The organism is Parapedobacter sp. (assembly GCF_035556095.1).
GTDB lineage: Bacteria > Bacteroidota > Bacteroidia > Sphingobacteriales > Sphingobacteriaceae > Parapedobacter.
On the sequence record NZ_DATMFT010000021.1, the window covers coordinates 695,942 to 713,968 of the forward strand.

22 protein-coding genes are annotated in these 18,027 nt (G+C 47.4%); 12 read left to right on the forward strand and 10 right to left on the reverse strand.

Going from position 1 to position 18,027, the window contains the following annotated elements; genetic code table 11:
* The first annotated feature begins 30 nt into the window (after positions 1 to 30).
* The 7 genes from VNQ80_RS13470 to VNQ80_RS13500 all read left to right on the forward strand — a co-directional run bounded on the left by VNQ80_RS13470 (position 31) and on the right by VNQ80_RS13500 (position 5,497).
* Positions 31 to 438, forward strand: coding sequence for a DUF4783 domain-containing protein (locus VNQ80_RS13470; protein ID WP_325639442.1), 408 nt, complete (start codon positions 31 to 33; stop codon positions 436 to 438).
* Between the two features lie 141 nt (positions 439 to 579).
* The gene (nadC, locus tag VNQ80_RS13475) at positions 580 to 1,440 is read left to right on the forward strand and encodes a carboxylating nicotinate-nucleotide diphosphorylase (protein WP_325639444.1); all 861 of its coding nucleotides are present in this window, start codon (positions 580 to 582) and stop codon (positions 1,438 to 1,440) included.
* 47 nt (positions 1,441 to 1,487) lie between these two features.
* Positions 1,488 to 2,138, forward strand: coding sequence for a glycerol-3-phosphate 1-O-acyltransferase PlsY (plsY, locus tag VNQ80_RS13480; protein WP_325639446.1), 651 nt, complete (start codon positions 1,488 to 1,490; stop codon positions 2,136 to 2,138).
* Between the two features lie 158 nt (positions 2,139 to 2,296).
* Positions 2,297 to 3,109 carry a M48 family metallopeptidase gene (locus tag VNQ80_RS13485; RefSeq protein WP_325639448.1) on the forward strand — a complete coding sequence of 271 codons (813 nt, stop codon included), beginning with the start codon at positions 2,297 to 2,299 and terminating at the stop codon, positions 3,107 to 3,109.
* Positions 3,110 to 3,121: 12 nt separating this feature from the next.
* On the forward strand, positions 3,122 to 3,775 hold the full coding sequence (gene pdxH, locus VNQ80_RS13490; RefSeq protein WP_325639450.1) for a pyridoxamine 5'-phosphate oxidase: 654 nt from the start codon (positions 3,122 to 3,124) through the stop codon (positions 3,773 to 3,775).
* A gap of 11 nt (positions 3,776 to 3,786) precedes the next feature.
* Positions 3,787 to 4,287, forward strand: a complete 501-nt coding sequence (locus VNQ80_RS13495; RefSeq protein ID WP_325639452.1) for an NADH-quinone oxidoreductase subunit C — start codon at positions 3,787 to 3,789, stop codon at positions 4,285 to 4,287.
* A gap of 85 nt (positions 4,288 to 4,372) precedes the next feature.
* Positions 4,373 to 5,497: an NADH-quinone oxidoreductase subunit D gene (locus tag VNQ80_RS13500; RefSeq protein WP_325639589.1), complete on the forward strand. Its 1,125-nt coding sequence runs from the start codon at positions 4,373 to 4,375 to the stop codon at positions 5,495 to 5,497.
* A gap of 289 nt (positions 5,498 to 5,786) precedes the next feature.
* Here VNQ80_RS13500 and VNQ80_RS13505 read toward each other — a convergent pair whose 3' ends face one another.
* From VNQ80_RS13505 to VNQ80_RS13530, 6 genes are all read right to left on the reverse strand, one after another.
* Positions 5,787 to 6,371: an outer membrane beta-barrel protein gene (locus VNQ80_RS13505; protein ID WP_325639454.1), complete on the reverse strand. Its 585-nt coding sequence runs from the start codon at positions 6,369 to 6,371 to the stop codon at positions 5,787 to 5,789.
* 455 nt (positions 6,372 to 6,826) lie between these two features.
* A complete protein-coding gene (gene dnaJ, locus VNQ80_RS13510; RefSeq protein WP_325639456.1) occupies positions 6,827 to 7,975 on the reverse strand; it encodes a molecular chaperone DnaJ in 1,149 nt (382 codons plus the stop codon).
* Positions 7,976 to 7,988: 13 nt separating this feature from the next.
* The gene (locus VNQ80_RS13515) at positions 7,989 to 8,567 is read right to left on the reverse strand and encodes a nucleotide exchange factor GrpE (RefSeq protein WP_325639458.1); all 579 of its coding nucleotides are present in this window, start codon (positions 8,565 to 8,567) and stop codon (positions 7,989 to 7,991) included.
* A 144-nt stretch (positions 8,568 to 8,711) separates the two neighbouring features.
* Positions 8,712 to 9,392, reverse strand: coding sequence for a cell division ATP-binding protein FtsE (locus VNQ80_RS13520; protein WP_325639460.1), 681 nt, complete (start codon positions 9,390 to 9,392; stop codon positions 8,712 to 8,714).
* Positions 9,393 to 9,396: 4 nt separating this feature from the next.
* Positions 9,397 to 9,600, reverse strand: coding sequence for a fructose-6-phosphate aldolase (locus tag VNQ80_RS13525; RefSeq protein WP_325639462.1), 204 nt, complete (start codon positions 9,598 to 9,600; stop codon positions 9,397 to 9,399).
* 40 nt (positions 9,601 to 9,640) lie between these two features.
* Positions 9,641 to 10,657: an acyl-CoA reductase gene (locus VNQ80_RS13530; protein ID WP_325639464.1), complete on the reverse strand. Its 1,017-nt coding sequence runs from the start codon at positions 10,655 to 10,657 to the stop codon at positions 9,641 to 9,643.
* 158 nt (positions 10,658 to 10,815) lie between these two features.
* Between VNQ80_RS13530 and VNQ80_RS13535 the strand changes: the two genes are divergently transcribed.
* Positions 10,816 to 11,166, forward strand: coding sequence for a 4Fe-4S dicluster domain-containing protein (locus VNQ80_RS13535; RefSeq protein WP_325639466.1), 351 nt, complete (start codon positions 10,816 to 10,818; stop codon positions 11,164 to 11,166).
* 86 nt (positions 11,167 to 11,252) lie between these two features.
* Here the strand turns inward: VNQ80_RS13535 and VNQ80_RS13540 are convergent, their stop codons facing one another.
* Both VNQ80_RS13540 and VNQ80_RS13545 read right to left on the reverse strand, forming a co-directional pair.
* Positions 11,253 to 11,723, reverse strand: a complete 471-nt coding sequence (locus tag VNQ80_RS13540; RefSeq protein WP_325639468.1) for a universal stress protein — start codon at positions 11,721 to 11,723, stop codon at positions 11,253 to 11,255.
* Between the two features lie 92 nt (positions 11,724 to 11,815).
* Entirely contained in the window at positions 11,816 to 12,463 is a 648-nt protein-coding gene (locus tag VNQ80_RS13545; RefSeq protein ID WP_325639470.1) for a YceH family protein, read from the reverse strand.
* Positions 12,464 to 12,642: 179 nt separating this feature from the next.
* Between VNQ80_RS13545 and VNQ80_RS13550 the strand changes: the two genes are divergently transcribed.
* From VNQ80_RS13550 to VNQ80_RS13565, 4 genes are all read left to right on the forward strand, one after another.
* Entirely contained in the window at positions 12,643 to 13,482 is an 840-nt protein-coding gene (locus VNQ80_RS13550; protein ID WP_325639472.1) for a histone deacetylase, read from the forward strand.
* A 23-nt stretch (positions 13,483 to 13,505) separates the two neighbouring features.
* Positions 13,506 to 14,561: a nucleoid-associated protein gene (locus VNQ80_RS13555; RefSeq protein ID WP_325639474.1), complete on the forward strand. Its 1,056-nt coding sequence runs from the start codon at positions 13,506 to 13,508 to the stop codon at positions 14,559 to 14,561.
* A gap of 91 nt (positions 14,562 to 14,652) precedes the next feature.
* The gene (gene cmoA / locus VNQ80_RS13560; protein ID WP_325639476.1) at positions 14,653 to 15,384 is read left to right on the forward strand and encodes a carboxy-S-adenosyl-L-methionine synthase CmoA; all 732 of its coding nucleotides are present in this window, start codon (positions 14,653 to 14,655) and stop codon (positions 15,382 to 15,384) included.
* A gap of 4 nt (positions 15,385 to 15,388) precedes the next feature.
* Complete coding sequence (locus VNQ80_RS13565; RefSeq protein WP_325639478.1) at positions 15,389 to 16,111, forward strand: isoprenylcysteine carboxylmethyltransferase family protein; 723 nt, start codon at positions 15,389 to 15,391, stop codon at positions 16,109 to 16,111.
* 23 nt (positions 16,112 to 16,134) lie between these two features.
* Here VNQ80_RS13565 and VNQ80_RS13570 read toward each other — a convergent pair whose 3' ends face one another.
* Together VNQ80_RS13570 and VNQ80_RS13575 are read right to left on the reverse strand one after the other, a co-directional pair.
* Positions 16,135 to 17,262, reverse strand: coding sequence for a Gfo/Idh/MocA family oxidoreductase (locus VNQ80_RS13570; protein ID WP_325639480.1), 1,128 nt, complete (start codon positions 17,260 to 17,262; stop codon positions 16,135 to 16,137).
* A gap of 93 nt (positions 17,263 to 17,355) precedes the next feature.
* On the reverse strand, positions 17,356 to 17,922 hold the full coding sequence (locus tag VNQ80_RS13575) for a DUF4256 domain-containing protein (protein WP_325639482.1): 567 nt from the start codon (positions 17,920 to 17,922) through the stop codon (positions 17,356 to 17,358).
* Positions 17,923 to 18,027 lie beyond the last annotated feature (105 nt).

Below are 18,027 nucleotides of genomic sequence, written 5' to 3' on the forward strand. Positions count from 1 at the left end.
ATATTTGAATAAACAATTACAGTGAAAGTGATGGGAATCAGATTGATCAGAAAGATGGGGTTGACGGGGGTGATGTGCTTCGTGATGACAGTAGGGTTTGCTAACATCAACGATGTAATTGACGACATCGCCTCTTGCGTAAGGGGGGGCAATACCAAGGAGCTTTCCAAGTATTTTTCGTCGACAGTGAGTATGACGTTGCTGAATGACGAGGGAATTTATTCCCGTGTACAAGCTGAGATTATTTTACGGGATTTTTTCGGTAGGAACGCCCCCACGGGTGTGAAGATTGCCCATCGGCTGGATTCAAATCCCAATTTTAGATACGTTGTTCTCAATCTCGAGACCGCTAAAGACACTTTCCGGGTTTCTTACAAGCTGACAAACAACGACAATATGTTCCAAATTACGGAATTTCGTATCGAACCCATTTATTAACAACCCATCCGATTTTTATTTTTATTCTTCTTCTTTTGTTTTAAATAGCCATCTTAGCGCCGTTTAATAACGCTGTTTTTGTGTCTATCCAAGTTGGCTCTGTACGCTTGGTGTGCACGAAATGCACATGAACAATAACCAATGACTCAGCTAGAAAACGAGCAGTTGCAGCGGTTTATCACTGCAGCGCTCACAGAAGATGTAGGCGACGGTGACCATACTTCGCGGTCTACCATTCCGCCGAATGCCGTAGGAGAGGCCCAATTGATTATCAAGGAACCAGGGATATTAGCGGGTGTGGAAGAGGCGTTGGCGGTGTTCCGTGAGGTGGAAGCTGCCCTGTCGATAACCACATTCAAATCCGATGGCGATGCCGTCGACGTTGGTGAAGTGGTACTAACCGTGAGGGGGAGTATCCACAGTATTTTACTTGCGGAAAGATTAGTGCTCAATATCATGCAACGGATGAGTGGCATTGCTACCACCACGCATCGTATCGTCGCTGCCATAGCTGGGACTGGCACAAAGGTATTGGATACGCGGAAGACTACACCGTTGCTTCGGTTTCTGGAAAAAAAAGCCGTACTAATCGGTGGTGGTGTAAACCATCGATTCGGCTTATACGACATGATGCTGATAAAGGATAATCATGTGGACTATGCCGGGGGGATAACGAATGCAATTAGGCGGGCAAACGATTATCGCAAAAAGATGGATAGGCCCATAGCAATTGAAGTGGAAGTACGAAATCTGGGTGAGATTGAACAGGTACTGGCTGTGGGCGGGGTAGAGCGTATTATGCTCGATAATTTCACTCCTGATGCGCTGCGGGAAGCCGTGGCCTTGATTAATGGGCGGCTGGTTACCGAAGCATCGGGCGGAATTACCATAGACAATATCCGCGATTATGCCATGGTGGGGGTAGATTTCATTTCTATTGGCGCCCTAACCCATTCGGTGAAAAGTTTGGACATGAGCCTCAAAGCAAAGGTGGTCGATTAAACAATGGAGGTGTTGGTTTTTGCTTCTTTTTCGTTAATTTGCAATTCATGATATCGATCTATCTCATAGGAGCCGTTGTCTTGGCCTACTTGTTCGGATCCATCCCTACGGCCGTATGGTTGGGGCAATCGTTTTATCGGGTGGATGTGAGGGAATACGGCAGCGGCAATGCAGGTGCTACCAACACATTCAGGGTGCTAGGCACGAAGGCCGGCGTAGCCGTGATGCTAATCGATATTTTGAAGGGGTGGACGGCGACTAACCTGGCCTACTTCATTGGCCCTTCCGTTACTGGCCCGCAGACCGCTGCACAATTTGTCAATTATCAGCTTGCCTTGGGTGTAATTGCTGTAGTAGGGCACCTATTTCCGGTTTTTGCCGGATTCCGCGGCGGAAAAGGAGTAGCAACCTTGTTTGGGATGATTCTAGCAGTTCATTTCCAAGCGGCGCTGGTGTGCGTGTCTGTGTTTCTCATCATGCTGTTGCTTACACATTATGTTTCGTTAAGTTCGATTAGCGCTGGGTTTGCTTTTCCGTTCAGTATCGTTTTCCTGTTTCATACGTCGGTTAAATCGGTGTTGTTGTATGGCATATGCATTTGTGTGTTAATTTTGATTACCCACCAAAAAAATATTGAACGCCTACTCAAAGGCAAGGAGTCAAAAGTTTATTTATTTGGGAAACGCGCAAAGGTATAACTTCTTATATTTCGGCATATATATTGCTTTCTTTGAAAGAAAATGGTTGTTGGCTATCTAAAAAAATTACATCATGAAACTGTCATGGTTTTCAAAACTACACAAGGAAATGATTAAGCCATGACAGCTTCATTACCACTAAAGAAAAATTTAAACAGATGAAAAAAATCATAAAACATACGTGTATGCTATTGGCCGCTGTCATTATCGTTTCATGCGCCACGGTTCCACTTACGGGAAGACGGCAGCTGAGCTTGGTCAATGAAGCCGAAATCCAACAGCAAGCCGCGTTGGTCTATAAGGATTTTTTGGGGGATTCCAAAACCAAGGTAATCAAGAGTTCAAACCAAGCACAGTTGGTGCAGCGGGTGGGGAAGAATATCGCCAATGCGGTTAATCGCTTCCTGCAAGAAAACGGGTATGGCGACCAATACGATTTCCATTGGGAATTTAACCTGATTGAGGAAGACCAAATCAACGCATGGTGTATGCCGGGTGGTAAGGTTGCTGTGTATAGCGGCATTTTGCCGGTAACGAAAAACGAGGCTGGCCTGGCGACCGTGATGGGGCATGAGATTGCCCACGCTATTGCCAAGCATTCGGCCGAGCGGATGTCGCAAACCATATTGGCCCAAGCGGGCGGTGTTGCCGTAGACGTTGCCACTGCGGAAAAATCGAGTACCACCCGTGCTGTACTCAATACAGCTTATGGATTAGGCGGGCAATTGGCGTTGCTCAACTACTCGCGGAACCAAGAGAGCGAAGCAGACCGATTGGGTTTGGTATTCATGGCCATGGCCGGCTATAACCCCAATGAAGCGATTGGTTTTTGGGAGCGTATGGCCCAAGCTAAAGAGGCCCAAGGTGGGGGAGCGCCTCCGGAGTTTCTGAGCACGCACCCCAGTGATGCGCGCCGCATCAACAACATTAAAAAATTGATACCTGAGGCGCTAACTTATTACAAGAAATAGAGGATAAGGCTGATGACGTTAAAGCAACCCGATATCGCAGCTATTCGGACGACGTATAAGATGGGTGAATTGCGTGAAAGCGAAATAGCTCCGGATGGGATAGTTCAGTTCAGGAGATGGTTCGAAGAAGCATTGGAAAAAGATGTTATGGAGCCGAATGCCATGACGCTGGCTACGGTATCAACAGATGGGCAGCCGTCGGCACGGATTGTTCTTCTTAAAGACCTTAACGACTCCGGTTTCGGTTTTTTTACCAATTACGAGAGCCAGAAAGGGAGGGAACTGAGCGGTAACCCAGCTGCGGCATTGCTGTTTTTCTGGCCGGAACTGCAGCGGCAGGTACGTGTCGTTGGGAAGGTAACCAAAATGCCAGCCGCGCAGTCGGACGCATATTTCCGTTCCCGGCCAACTGGGAGCCAGTTGGGAGCTGTTGCGTCTCCACAAAGCCGGGAGATTTCGGAACGGGCGGTGCTTGAAGTGCAGTTGGCCGAATTGGAGCAGCGTTACGCTACTGGGACGCCTATTCCGAGGCCATCGCATTGGGGCGGCTATCGTCTCAAACCCGACACCATTGAGTTTTGGCAGGGTGGGGATAACAGACTCCATGACCGCCTGCGCTATTCGCGTGACAAAGCAGGATGGAAAATCATACGATTGGCTCCTTAACAACGACTCAGATGGGAATCATAATACGCGTTCAAGAATTATTGGCGGCCGAATTTGGTGATCAAGCCGTGACGGCGGTCGAAGAGTTGGGACTGCAACCGGCATTGGTGATACATCGCGAAAAGCTGGCAGCAGTATGTCTATTTCTCCGCGACCATGAAGAAACCTATTTCGACTTCCTTTCTTGTATCAGTGCGGTCGACAATGGGGTGGAGAGCGGTTCGTTTTCGGTGGTGTACCATCTGGCCTCCATACCACACCAACATCAGCTTACATTGAAAGTGATCGTTGAAAACGACCGGCATTTGGACAACCTTCCGGTTGTACCTACGGTAAGCGGTGTCTGGCGAACCGCCGATTGGCACGAACGGGAGGCATTCGATCTCATGGGGATTTACTTCGAAGGTCATCCGGACCTGCGGCGGATACTGCTGCCGGAAGATTGGGAAGGTTACCCATTGCGAAAAGATTACCAAGAAGCGGAAACATATCATGGCATTGCAATTAAGTGATACACCATCTTACCAAGAAGTGCAACCTTATCAGGGAGCGCAACGGGCATATGAAGCGAGGTTGGCTGCTATAGGTGCGGAAGAGATGATCATCAATATGGGGCCGCAGCATCCATCCACTCATGGGGTGTTACGGTTGCAGTTGGTTACCGATGGCGAAATAGTCAAAGAAGTCATTCCACATGTAGGTTACTTACACCGTTGTTTCGAAAAACATGCGGAATCCATGAACTATGGTAAAACCATTCCGTTTACCGATCGGATGGATTACCTCGCTTCGATGAACAACAGCCACGCTTTTGTAATGGGCGTGGAGCGCATGCTTGGCATCGACCAGAAAATCCCAAAACGGGTTGAATACATCCGGGTGCTGGTATGTGAGCTCAATCGAATCGCTTCGCACCTCATCGCTATCGGTACCTATGGTATCGATATTGGGGCGTTCACACCTTTTATGTGGTGCTTTCGCGACCGGGAGCATATCATGAATATGCTTGAATGGGCATCGGGGTCGCGGATGCTTTATAATTACATCTGGGTGGGTGGGTTATTCTATGACTTGCCCGTTGGCTTCGAAGAGCGTTGTGGCGAGTTTATCCGATATTTTAAGCCCAAGCTGCCCGAATTAGACGAATTGCTAACAGCGAATCAGATTTTTATATCGAGGACTGCGAATATCGGCACACTGCCTGCTGATGTGGCGATTAACTATGGCTGTTCCGGACCGACGCTTCGCGCCTCGGGTGTTAAGTGGGATTTGCGGCGCGTGGATGAATATTCGGTTTATCCGGAGTTAGCGTTTGACATTCCGATAGGCAAGGGCGAGATGGGATGTGTGGGAGACTGTTGGGACCGTTTCAAGGTGCGCGTGGAGGAAATCAAGGAATCCGTACGCATTATCGAGCAATGTCTGGAGCGATTAGAAGGGCCGTTGAAACGTACCGCCGATTTTGACCCGCGTGCATTGGTGCCAAAAAAAGTGAACCTTAAAGCACAGGATTACTACGTGCGAGCCGAGAATCCGAAAGGTGAACTGGGTTTCTATTTTGTAACGCAGGAAAAAACTGATATTCCGAAACGCGTGAAAGCCCGTGGGCCAAGCTTTAACAACCTCTCCGTGCTTCCCGAATTATCGAAAGGTGTGCTGATTGCCGATCTGGTAGCCATCCTTGGTTCCATCGATATCGTGTTGGGGGAGGTAGACCGATGATTGATAATCAACTGTTTATATGGTTATTGATGGAGAATGGCGTGGACAGATAAACTGAGTGAAATAAAATTTGGAAAGTTGCAAATAATCATTACCTTTGCAGCTTCATAATTTAGGTTTATAATTGGTTAGTAAAGGTTTCCATTCTCCCCGTTTGGAAACCTTTCTTGTTTTTATCCCCCTCTCTTTTTCCTTTGCTTTTGCTGGTTATTTCTGGTATCGAAGTAGGAGCTAAAAAAAACGCCCCGGCAGGTAACCGAGGCGCTCTTTGTTTGCGTGTCTATTTTGTTTAGAAATAGAACTGGATTCCGATGCGGGGTGCAAACGAACTTGCATCCAGACCGAAAGAATTACTAGAGTCGTTGTCACCACTTTCTGGTTTCAATGTGGTGTTCTGATAGTACAGTCCCTTTACAGAAAATTCGATACCGATTTTGTCTGTAGGGAAGTACGCAAAACCCGGTGCCAATTCAACACCATAACGCTCGGAACTAAATAATTTGTCGTCGTTTTGTTTAGAAGTTCCCCAGCCCATGGGCACGGAAAGCTGGCCGAAAAATTTAAAGTCGCCATCACCTTTGTAAAGCCTAGCATAAGGAGCTGCTGAAAATTCGCCTACCTTTACTTTGTCAACACCATTATCCTCCTGGCCCCAGGCATAGCCAATTCCGAGGCCCACTGCCACATTGTCGCTTACAAATACGCCAACGCTGGGTATAATAGAAAAGCTTTGTTCGCTACCATCAACATCTTTAACATTCGAGTAATCATACGAAACGGTTCCTCCTAGAATAGTCTTTCCTTTTTCAGTTTGTGCATTAGCGGCGAATGTTACGGCTGCTGCTGCGGTTAGTGTAAGAAGTAATTTTTTCATGATGTATTAAAATTTTAGTTAAACTTTCAAGGCAATTGGTATAAATTTCGAATTATACTATTTGACCTTTGAAGTCAGTATTGCAATACCAGTGCCAAACTTCGTCATGGAATCGTCGGTTTTGTCATGGGTTTGTCGCTTTTGGTAAATCAATAAAAAGAGCTATATGGCTTTATATCGTAAGTTATACTGCTGTTGTGAACTATAAATTTTATAGGTAGGTTAGAGTTGTGTTTGGTGTTCTGACTTTTTAATAAATATTGTCAATTAATAATTGACAGGCCAAATCTGCTCGTTGGGAAAATTCGAAGTTGACGTATCTATATGCCCGATGGTTACATTTGCGCACCGAAATAGTTGCTAAGACACAGCAGTTGCACCACCCATTACAATGGCGTGTTTCACTTTGCCTTACATATAAAAAGGAAAAAACGTTTTAATACAGTCGGTGGTGTTTACTCAAAGTATTCTTTTATCCGTTCGAAAAAGGTTTTTTCATTCCGGCCCGGTTGGGGCTTAAAATTCGGTGAACTACGTAAACGCTCTAAAAGTTCTTTTTCTTCTGACGACAGCGCTTTGGGTGTCCATACATTCACATAGACCAATTGGTCGCCTTTGTGATATGAATTTACTTCGGGTACGCCCTTTCCTTTCAGGCGTAATATTTTCCCGCCCTGCGTGCCGGACTCAATTTTTATTTTTGCTTTGCCATCGATGGTTGGAATTTCCGCACTCGTGCCCAATGCCGCATCTACAAAATTGATATACAGGTCATAAATCACATTGGTGCCATCCCGCTTCAGACTTTCATGGGGCAGTTCCTCAATAAGGATGATCAGGTCGCCGGGTACACCGCCCCGTGGAGCGGCATTTCCCTTTCCGCTCATGGACAGCTGCATGCCTTCGCTTACCCCGGCGGGGATGTTGATGCTGATCGTCTCTTCGCCGCGCATCAGCCCATCGCCATGGCAAGCCGTGCATTTGGCAGATATCTCCACACCTTCGCCATTACAGGTGGGGCAGGTGCTGGTGGTCTGCATTTGGCCCAGGATCGTGTTGGTAACGCGCCGTACGGCACCGGTCCCACCACAGGTACGACATGTATTGAATGACGATTTGTCTTTTGCTCCGGTTCCGTCGCAAGTGGAGCAAACCACTTTTTTGTTGACCTTGATTTTCTTTTCCGCTCCTTTGGCAATCTCACTGAGTGTGAGCTTTACTTTGATGCGCAGGTTCGTTCCCTTTGCTACGCGGCGACCACTGCGTTGCCCTCCGCCACCAAAAAAGCTTTCGAAAGGACTTCCACCGCCGCCGAAGATATCGCCGAACTGGCTGAATATGTCCTCCATGTTCATGCCGCCACCGCCAAATCCACCGGACGCGCCGCCGGCGTGGCCGAATTGGTCATAGCGCTGACGCTTCTCAGCATTGCTCAATACTTCGTAAGCTTCAGCTGCTTCCTTGAACTTTTCTTCTGCTTCCTTATTGTCCGGATTCTTGTCGGGATGGTATTTGATAGCCAATTTGCGATAAGCCGACTTGATTTCGGCTTGATCGGCATTGCGTGAAATACCTAATATGTCGTAATAGTCTCGTTTTGCCATGCTTACTTATCCGTTAACTTCCAACGACAACCTTGGCGTGGCGTAGCACTTTATCGTGCAAGAAATAGCCTTTTTCAATCTCGTCAATCACTTTACCCTTGAGGTCATCGCTTGGAGCCGGAACGTTGGTAATCGCTTCGTGTAAGTCGGCATCAAAAGGTTTTCCGATGGATTCCATCTCTTTCAGTCCTTGGTTGCTCAAAATGGTTTTGAGTTTTTGGGTAACCAGCGATACGCCTTCTTGTATCGGCGCTACTTCAGTAGTTGTTTCAAATGCTTTCAGCGCACGGTTCAGATCGTCCATTACCGGTAGCAGGTTGGCAATGACTTCCTTACCGGCGGATTGCATGAATTCGATACGTTCTTTAGCTACCCGGCGTTTGTAATTATCAAATTCAGCATATAGGCGTAGGTATTTGTCATTGGCTGTATCTAGCTCCGCGCGTAATTGAGCAGTTGCCGCTTGCTCGTCAGCAACCTGCTCCTTTTCGGTTGAGGCGGCGTCAGTTTCCGGCGTTTCCTGCACGGGCGCTTCTGGATTTCCCATATTGTCGTTATTATCGAGGTGTTGTTTTTTCTTATTTTTTGCCATAGCTGTCATCAAAGATGGTTGTCAACTGCCGCTCCTAACCACAATTTCGTTGCCAGCCGTGAAATTCAGCCACCCTGTCAGTATTTTGCCTTTGCAAATGCCATTTTGGATCGGGCCACGTGCCCATGTGCCGTAATTTTGGAATTATATTGACACATTGTCTTGCAGCATGCCGTCGATGGTTTTGATGATACGTGATGGCATATTACGGATGATTTGGTAGTCGTGAGTGGCCATCAGGATGGAAGTGCCACCCCGGCTGATTTCTTTCAGCAATAAAACAATCTCTTCCGAGGTTTCAGGGTCTAGGTTCCCAGTGGGCTCGTCGGCCAGGATGATTTCCGGATTGTTCAGCAATGCCCGTGCAATAACCACCCGTTGCTGCTCGCCACCCGACAATTCGTGCGGCATTTTTTTAAGTTTGGAGCGGAGGCCGACCTTTTCAAGCACGTCCAGTATCCGGTTATTGATCAGGTTTTTGTCTTTCCAGCCCGTTGCACGCAGGGCGAAGGCTAGATTCCTTTCCACCGTCCGGTCGGTGAGCAGGTGGAAATCCTGGAAGACAATCCCTAGCTTGCGTCGCAGGAACGGTACCTCACGCTCACTGAGTTTTTTCAGATCAAATCCGGCGACCATTCCTTCACCGCTGGCAATATGCAGGTCTCCATAAATGATTTTGAGTAGGCTACTCTTGCCACTGCCTGTTTGCCCGATAAGGAAGACGAATTCGCCTTTATCGATGGTTAGGTTTACGTTAGCGAGCACAAGATGCTTGGGTTGGTAGATATCAACATTTTTGAGTGTGATTACCGTATCGCCGATCATATAACTATAGTTCTAATTTCTTAATTTGTCCGAAAGGCATTTCTTTGACAATTTCCATGATGTATGCCGCTTTTTCACCCAATCCCAGTTTCTCAAGGGATTTATCTGGCCGGTCTACCCGGAAGTAGGCAAGCAACGTAAATGCATCGTCGCGCAACTGGACATAATCCGGTATTTTGGCTACGCCCTTGACTTTGATGACATACATGGTGTACAAAGTTAGCATTATTACGTGAAAGATAAAGGCTTCATCGGTGGGCGGCCAAAAAATCCAGCGTATTGACGCCGTCAGCATAATCATCGAGAGCCGGTTGTTGGCTTCGTCCTAACGGGACTACCGGAGCGATAACCCCTAATGGCTCATTACTGACCACACATTGCAGTTGTGGGGCCAGTTCGTCCAGCCGGTTAATGAGCTTTCCGGTAGATTGATACGTTTCGAGATACAGTACGCCAAGCGGTGATGCGCTGCGTTCATCGGGTTTGAGTAAAAGGAAGCCGTTGTCAAAGTGTTGGTCGCCATTGATGAGGTAAATCGACTTGTTGTAGTCGTAATTGTTGGCGTATTTATAATGGTTGATGATGTCCGAAAACGGTGCGATACCCTTGAAGAATACCGAAGGGTCGTAGCCCTCGGGTACAAACAATTTTGACACACTACGGCAGCCGAGACCGAAGTAGTCAAAAATATCATTACCCAATAGTCGAATTTCATCCGCATTTTCCGTTCCGGTTAAAATGGCGGCACTATTGCGGTTTTTACGTATGATATGCGGCTTGTGCCCGAAATAGTAGGAGAAATACCGCGAACTGTTATCGCTTCCAGTAGCGATGACCAAATCAAATTCGGCCAACCGGGCCGTCACCTCGATTTTAGGAGTAAAACCGGGCTCGATTTCCCGCAGCTTGGCCAGTAGGTGAGGGGTAAGCACCGGGTCTACTGCTGCCATCTTCACTTGTACGTTAAAGCCTGCTGCCAATGCACAAAGGATATCATGGAATCCCACCAATGGGATATTACCTGCCAGTACCAGTCCGACAGTCTTATTAATATCGCCATCGAACGGGTAAGGAGCAAGCCAATCTCGGAGCTTTTCCTTTGATAAATTAGAAGCAGTGGTCGCGAGTGCGCGACGTGTGTTTGCCGGAGTGAACCATGGGTTATTACGATAGGCCAATTCAACGACTTGCAGTAGCTCGGGCGCATCCGATAGCAAATAATCACCCAGTTTGGTTAAGGCGTCTATGCGTTGTTTCTTTGTCAAAATGTGAATATTAAGACCGTTTTTAAACAAGATTTGTTGTATATTTGCTGCTAAATTTGTTTGGCAACAAAAAGACGACTAATTTTGTAGTGAACTTTTTAATCAAGTTGCAAAAATAGGTTTTTTTATTTTATCATATTCGTAAGCGTAAGAGATAGATGGCAATTAAGATAACAGATGAATGCATAAATTGTGGGGCTTGTGAGCCCGAATGCCCGAACAATGCAATATACGACGCGGGAGTAAGTTGGCGGTTCTCCGAGGGGACTAGTTTGAGCGGTGTCATCGATTTTGGCGATGGTACCACCCTCGATGCGGATGAAGAACAGGCTGCTATATCGGACGAAGTTTATTACATCGTGTCGGATAAATGCACGGAGTGTGTAGGTTTTCACGATGAGCCACAATGCGCCGCGGTATGTCCGGTGGATTGTTGCGTGGATGATGAGGACGTCCGCGAGACGGAAGATGAACTGTTGGCCAAGAAGGCTTGGCTGCACGCGGAGTAATGCCAATTCGCATTATCGTTCGTGTTTAACAGACAAGGCCCCCCATCAAACGATGAGGGGCCTTGTCGCGTTTACGGCGTTTTAATTTAGCATTTGCCTGGCACTACCAATACGGGGCATGAGGCTCTCCTCGTTACACTTTCAGACACGCTGCCCGATATGAAATGATCAAAACCGGTGCGGCCATGCGTACCCATGATGATGAGGTCGGCCGCCCATTCGCTGGCCACGGTAAGTATTTCCTGTTTGGGGTTACCGATCCGGCTGAACGTAAATACCTCTTTAAGGTCTTCGAAACCCTTGCTTATTTCATCTAGCATGGATTTGGAGTTTTCTTCCTGTATTTCGGTTGTTTCCGGAATTATGATGGGCTGTTGGCCCATTAGCGGGTCAGCGCCGTAGTTAGTGGGTGCAGCGGGCTCAATGACGTGGATGAGTGCAACCGATGCGCCCATTAGTTTAGCAAGGCTATAGGCGTGTTGCAATGCTTTTTTTGAGCATTCGCTGTCGTCCGTAGCGATGAGTATGCGATTGTAAGCCACTGATTTCGTTTCCATAACTAATGGTGTTATTACGTATTACTCCATAATGTCTATAAAGATAACAACAATTTATGAATTTTGGTTTTCGGCGTTTATGCCGGCTAAGGCTATGATAGCTCTTGCATCAGTTTATCAAATTCAGCACGTAGCGCGGCGAGTTCGGCTTCCACTTTGGCCAAGCGAGGTGCGAGTCCGGCTGATGTTTCGACACCTTCGGCGCCCGAATCCTCTTCTTCGGGGACCGTTGTGCCCCCCAGCAGCTGCATGTAGCGAGCTTCTTTTTGTCCCGGCCGTTTCGGTAGTTGCTTCACAAACGGCTGATCGGCATTGGCTAGGTTGTCGAGGAATGACTGCACTTCTTCCAACGATTCAAATTCGTACATCCTGCCGGAATTGGTGTTCAATTCGCCGGGTGTCTGTGGGCCACGAAGCAGCAATAAACAGATGATAGTGACCTCGGCGGGAATAACGGGGTATACCACAGCAAAATTGTGCTTGTACTTGGTGACCCGACTGGCACCCCCCACAACGGTTGATACCAATCCCTTCTTACGCAGTGCATCAAGCGTGGTAATGACCGTGTTATCATCGTATTGAACAACCGGTTTCCGCGACGTTTTCTGGTTACATGCAGCAACCAACGCGTTGAGGGTAAGTGGGTAGTATTCGGGGGTTGCTTTCGCTTTTTCCATTAAGACGCCCAGTACACGTTGCTCTTCGGCAGACAGGACGGGTAGTGGAGATGTTATATCCATGGTTTGGCTTTTATCAATTCGTTACTTTCCAAAAATGGAATATTTATCCGAATTAAACAACTTTGTGTGAAAAAGGCGCTTCAATAACTATCTTCGTCAAATCAAATCGATGCGCATTGTTCCGGATTGCCTACCACCCCAGCTTTTTCCATCTATTGCCCATAGGGCATCGTTTTCCCATGGAAAAGTATGAACTGATTCCCGCGCAATTGATCCATAGGGGCACGGTGCAACCGACGGATCTATTTGCACCGGGGTTGGCGGCATTCGAGACCATTGCGCTCGCCCACGCTCCACATTATTGTCGCCAGTTGCTCAACCTATCGCTATCGCTGGCTATGGTGCGGCGTATCGGTTTCCCGATGTCTGCGGAATTGGTGGAACGTGAGCTACGGATCGTGCAAGGCACCATAGATGGCTGCGTATTTGCCATGGAGCATGGTGTCGCTTTCAATGTGGCAGGGGGTACTCATCATGCGGGCTATGACTGGGGTGAAGGGTTTTGCCTGCTCAACGACCAAGGAGTGGCTGCTGCCTGGTTAACTAGCCAGGGGATTTGCCAACGCGTGCTGATCGTCGATCTGGATGTGCACCAAGGAAATGGTACCGCCCAGCTTTTCGACGGCAATCCGCACGTGTTCACCTTTTCCATGCATGGTGAGCGTAATTTCCCATTCCGCAAGGAGCGATCTGACTTGGATATCGGGTTGCCCGATGGAACGGATGACGACACCTACCTCGCGTTACTTACACATCACCTAGCGACCGTTTTCGAGGAGGTAAAGCCCGATTTCGTGTTTTATCAAGCTGGCGTGGACATATTGGAGACGGATAAGTTGGGAAAGCTGGCGCTTAGCAAGTCGGGGTGCCGGAAACGTGACGCGTTGGTGTTCCAACGCTGTAAATCAATGGGGGTACCGGTGCAGGTAAGTATGGGCGGTGGTTATTCTCCCCAAATCCGCGATATTGTGGATGCACACTGCCAGACATTTGAAGAAGCGGCCCGAATATATGACTGAATTCAACTAATTAGTATACGAAGATGTTTTATCACACAGAAGCAACAATCGACCAACTGGCTGTCCACCGCGTGGGCAATAAATTACGTGATGAATTTTATGCCCTTAGTGAAGCACCTATCGCTTTGGAAGATGAACAACTGACTACCTTGCTGCTGCATTACTTCCTTAGTCCGTTTACTAAGGTAAATGAGGTGTACCGGCTCACACACGCCAGCGGTACACTCGAACTGAATGAAATCTATCATTTTTCGAAATCGTTTTTTGAAGGTAACCTGGATTTCCATTCACTCGGGCAGCAAGTATGCAAGCACCTTTTCGAAGCGTCAAACCACCCCAATATCAAAGGCGGGGAGCTCTATGTTGTTTATCTGCGCAATGTGCAGCTCGAAGGCGTGGAGCATGATGCCATCGGCATATTCAAATCTGAAAGCAAAGAGCCTTTTCTCAAGGTATCGCCAGTACAGAGCTCGTTTGAAATTGCGTATGAGCAGGAAGCGATAAATATCAATAAACTGGATAAAGGGTGTATAATCATCAATACCGACAGCGAGGAAGGGTATAAGGTATTAGCCATCGACCAAACGAACCGGCAGCAGGAAGCCGCTTATTGGAAAGATAGTTTTCTTAGCGTACGTGTGCGGAACGACGCGTTCAATAAAACAGGGAATTTCCTGAAAGTGTACAAAGCATTCGTTGATGAGGGGCTGGATGCGGCGTTTGAAATGGAGCGTACCGATAAAATTGATTTATTGAATCGGTCAATGGACTACTTTAAAGAGAAAGATACATTCAAAACGAAAGAGTTTGAAGAGGAAGTGTTGGGTAATCCACAGGCAGCGGCACTATTCAATGATTATCGCCAGCAATTTGAAACCGATTACGAGTCGCCTTTTGGCGAGCAATTTGATATCGCCCCTGGAGCGGTAAAGAAAGCCAATGCAACATACAAAAGCGTGCTGAAATTGGATAAGAATTTCCATATTTACGTACACGGGAAGCGAGAGTATATTGAAAAAGGGTTCGATGAAGAAAAAGGGTTGAATTACTATAAAGTGTATTTCAGGGAAGAACAATAAGGCCGCTTTTCTGACCAATTATTTCCAGATTCTTTCCAGATTTCTCGGCTACTTTGGTCGCCATTTAAATAATGTAGTCTGATAGCGCTTTATGACAAAAAAGGATGATGTATTCAACGAAGTGATCAAGAAACCCTCCGATTTTAAGTTCGGTGCCACGGTTGCCAATGCGTTTGATGATATGGTGGAGCGTTCTGTCCCGTATTACAACGAAATCCAGCGGATGATCATTGAGCAAGTGTGTGAGTTTGCGGTTCCGGACACGAACGTGTATGATTTGGGTTGCTCAACGGGCACAACCTTCCTGAATTTGGACCCACTGGTTGATGAACGTATCCGTTTTGTGGGTGTGGACGATTCGAAGGATATGCTCCAAAAGTGTACCCAGAAATTAAAAGAGGCGAAACTCAAACGCCCTTACGAACTGAAGAACGCAGACCTTCACCAGGATTTTGTCATTGAAAACGCCTCAGCCGTGGTACTTTGCCTTACGTTGCAGTTTGTACGCCCCATCTACCGGGAAAAATTGCTTCGGCGCATCTATGAAGGACTCAATCCGGGGGGCGTATTGGTTATCTCCGAGAAAATTCTCGCAGAAGACAGTCTGTTTAACCGCAACTTCATCAAATATTATTACGATTATAAGCGTCGTAATCAGTACAGCGAGCTGGAAATCTCACAGAAAAGGGAGGCGCTTGAAAATGTGTTGATACCTTACAAATTGAGCGAAAATATAAAGATGCTAATGGAAGCAGGCTTCGGCCATACCGAAGTGTTCTTCAAATGGTACAATTTTTCAGGATTTATTGCCATAAAAAATTAACGGGATGGTTCAGATTGGCAATTTCTTCTTCAAGTACCGGAATTTTCTGTTTATTTTCCTCTACCTGGCGTTATTCATTCCGTCTGCCCCGGTTTTTAGTGAGGCAGACTTCGGTTCGGATTATTACCGATATCCTTTGATCATCGGGTTGGCAGTTACTGTATTGGGGCAGCTCATCCGTGGTGCTACTATCGCTTTGGCTTATATCGTCAGGGGCGGCAAAGACAAGAAAGTGTACGCGAATACCCTGGTAACCGAGGGTATTTTTGCACACTGCCGCAATCCACTTTACGTTGGTAATATCCTAATGCTTGTCGGCGTGGGGATTCTTGTCAATTCCCAGCTTTATCTATTGGTTTTTATCCCCCTTTTTCTCTTCATTTACCAAGCGATCGTTTTGGCCGAGGAGCATTTTTTGCGGAATAAGTTCGGTGTGGAATTCGACGCGTACGCCAAGCGGGTGCACCGCTGGTTAATCAATCCCCTCGGGTTGGGGAAAACCATCGCTGGGATGCACTTCTCGTGGAAACGCTGGCTAATGCGGGAATACAACACCCAAGTGGTATGGCTGCTCTGCATCGTGGTGATTCTGGTATTCAAATACACACATTGGCAATGGGGTGACGCCACGCGGAATACGTGGTTTATTATTGCCGTGCTGGTATTGGCCTGTTATTACGGTGCAATTCGTTACCTGAAGAAGTCGGGTAAATGGGAAAAAGTGTAAGGTAGCACCCGTATTGCAACTTGTTAAACCAGATGCAGTTCCTGTTTGGTACCCGTCGCACAGGCGCGATAAATAGCGTCGATTATTTTTAGATCTTTCAAGCCCTCATTGCCGTCTACCGGCACGATGGCCGTGTTGCCATCTAAGATGATACCTGCCATTTCATCCATTTGCAGGGTTTGATGGGTAACATGGGGTTGTGTCAATTCGCCTTTGTTGGTGCGCCCCTTGATGGGGCCGTAGCCCGTGGAAGGCTGCATTTCCGCAAATCCCTTTTCGCCGTTGAGGAAAAAGCGGTCCAAATAATTCATATTGTAGGTAGATAGGCAGGATGCCACAGCCCCGCTTGGAAAACCCAACTGGAAAAGGATGGTTTCATCCACTCCTTCCTTGAATTTTACCGGGTCTGTTTTGGTTTCCTGGGCGGTTACCCAAACGGGTTCCTCACCCACCATATACCGCGAACCGTTAATCGCGTATATGCCGATATCCATCATGGCGCCGCCACCGGCAAGGTCTCTATCCAGCCGCCACTGGCTGGGGTCGCCAATCCGAAAACCACATTGTCCCTGAAAGAACTTGATTTTTCCGAATTCGCCAGCCGTACGCATTCGTACCACTTCCACGGTCTTGGGTTCGAAATGCATCCGGTAGCCTACCAACAGTTTGACACCTGCCTTGGCACAGGCATCCACCATTTCCTGTCCTTCAGTGGCATTAAGCGCCATCGGCTTCTCACAAATGGCATGTTTTCCCGCTTTGGCCACCCGCATTACTTGGTCGTGGTGCAGTGCATTTGGCGTAATCACATACACAGCATCGATGTTTGGATTGTCTTTAATTCGATCGAAATTCTCGTAATTATACCGGCTCTGTTCGGGCACACCGAATCGGTCTCCCCAATCGGACAATTTATTGGGGGTTCCACTAATGAGTCCTGTTATTTTAGCACGCTTGCAAGATTGCATTGCTTCAGCAACCCGCGAAGCGTAACCTCCAAGCCCCATCAGTGCCACACGGAGCGTTGGACCTTGCGATGATGTGATGGGCTTTAACCCGCCATCGGCTAGGACATCATAAGACGAAAGGAAAGGGAATGCAGCGGCCGAAGCAGCCAATTTTTGCAGGAAATCGCGACGAGAATTCTTCATGATGGTGTTTTTAATCATCCTGTTTTTTTTAAGGTTAACTACAAAGCGCTCGGATTGTTTATAATTGACAAGTATTCGCGTACAATCAATCAGTCAAACGAATAATACGCCTCGAAATCCCCTGGCACCATAGTAAGAGTCAGCACCGTTGTGATAAACGAATACCCGGCCGAAGCGCCAATCGCCAAATATTGCACCGCCGAGTTCTCGAACGCTGTTAGGCGTTTTCAACCAGCTGGATGTTTTTGTGTCGAACCTTCCAAGTTCTTGTAAGGCTTGGTACTGGTCTTCCGTTAGCAACTCGATGCCCATCTCTGTAGCCATATCCATTGCACTATTCGCCGGCTTATGTGCTTTTCTTGATTCCAATGCGTCCCGGTCGTAACAGATGCTTCGACGGCCTTTGGGGCTTTCGGCGGCACAGTCAACGAACATATATGCGCCTGTTTTTTTGTCCTGGCCTACAACGTCCGGTTCGCCGCCGGTTACTTCCATCTCGTCGAGCGACCATAATTTTTTCGGATCGGCTTCAAGCCGGGCTTGTATTTCACGCCAATCGAAGCCTTTGTGCCGGTCCATGTTTTTTTCAAAGCGCTCACGGAGCGTTTTGAGTAATTCATCGCGTTGTTCAGGAATCAGTTCGTTTTTTGCCTTTGCCATATTGTCGGTTAATTCGTTTATTTAATTGCTTCCAATATTACTCAAAATTATAAATAACAGTGGAATGTCTCTTTAAAAATCATACCGCGTGCGTATTCCTGATCA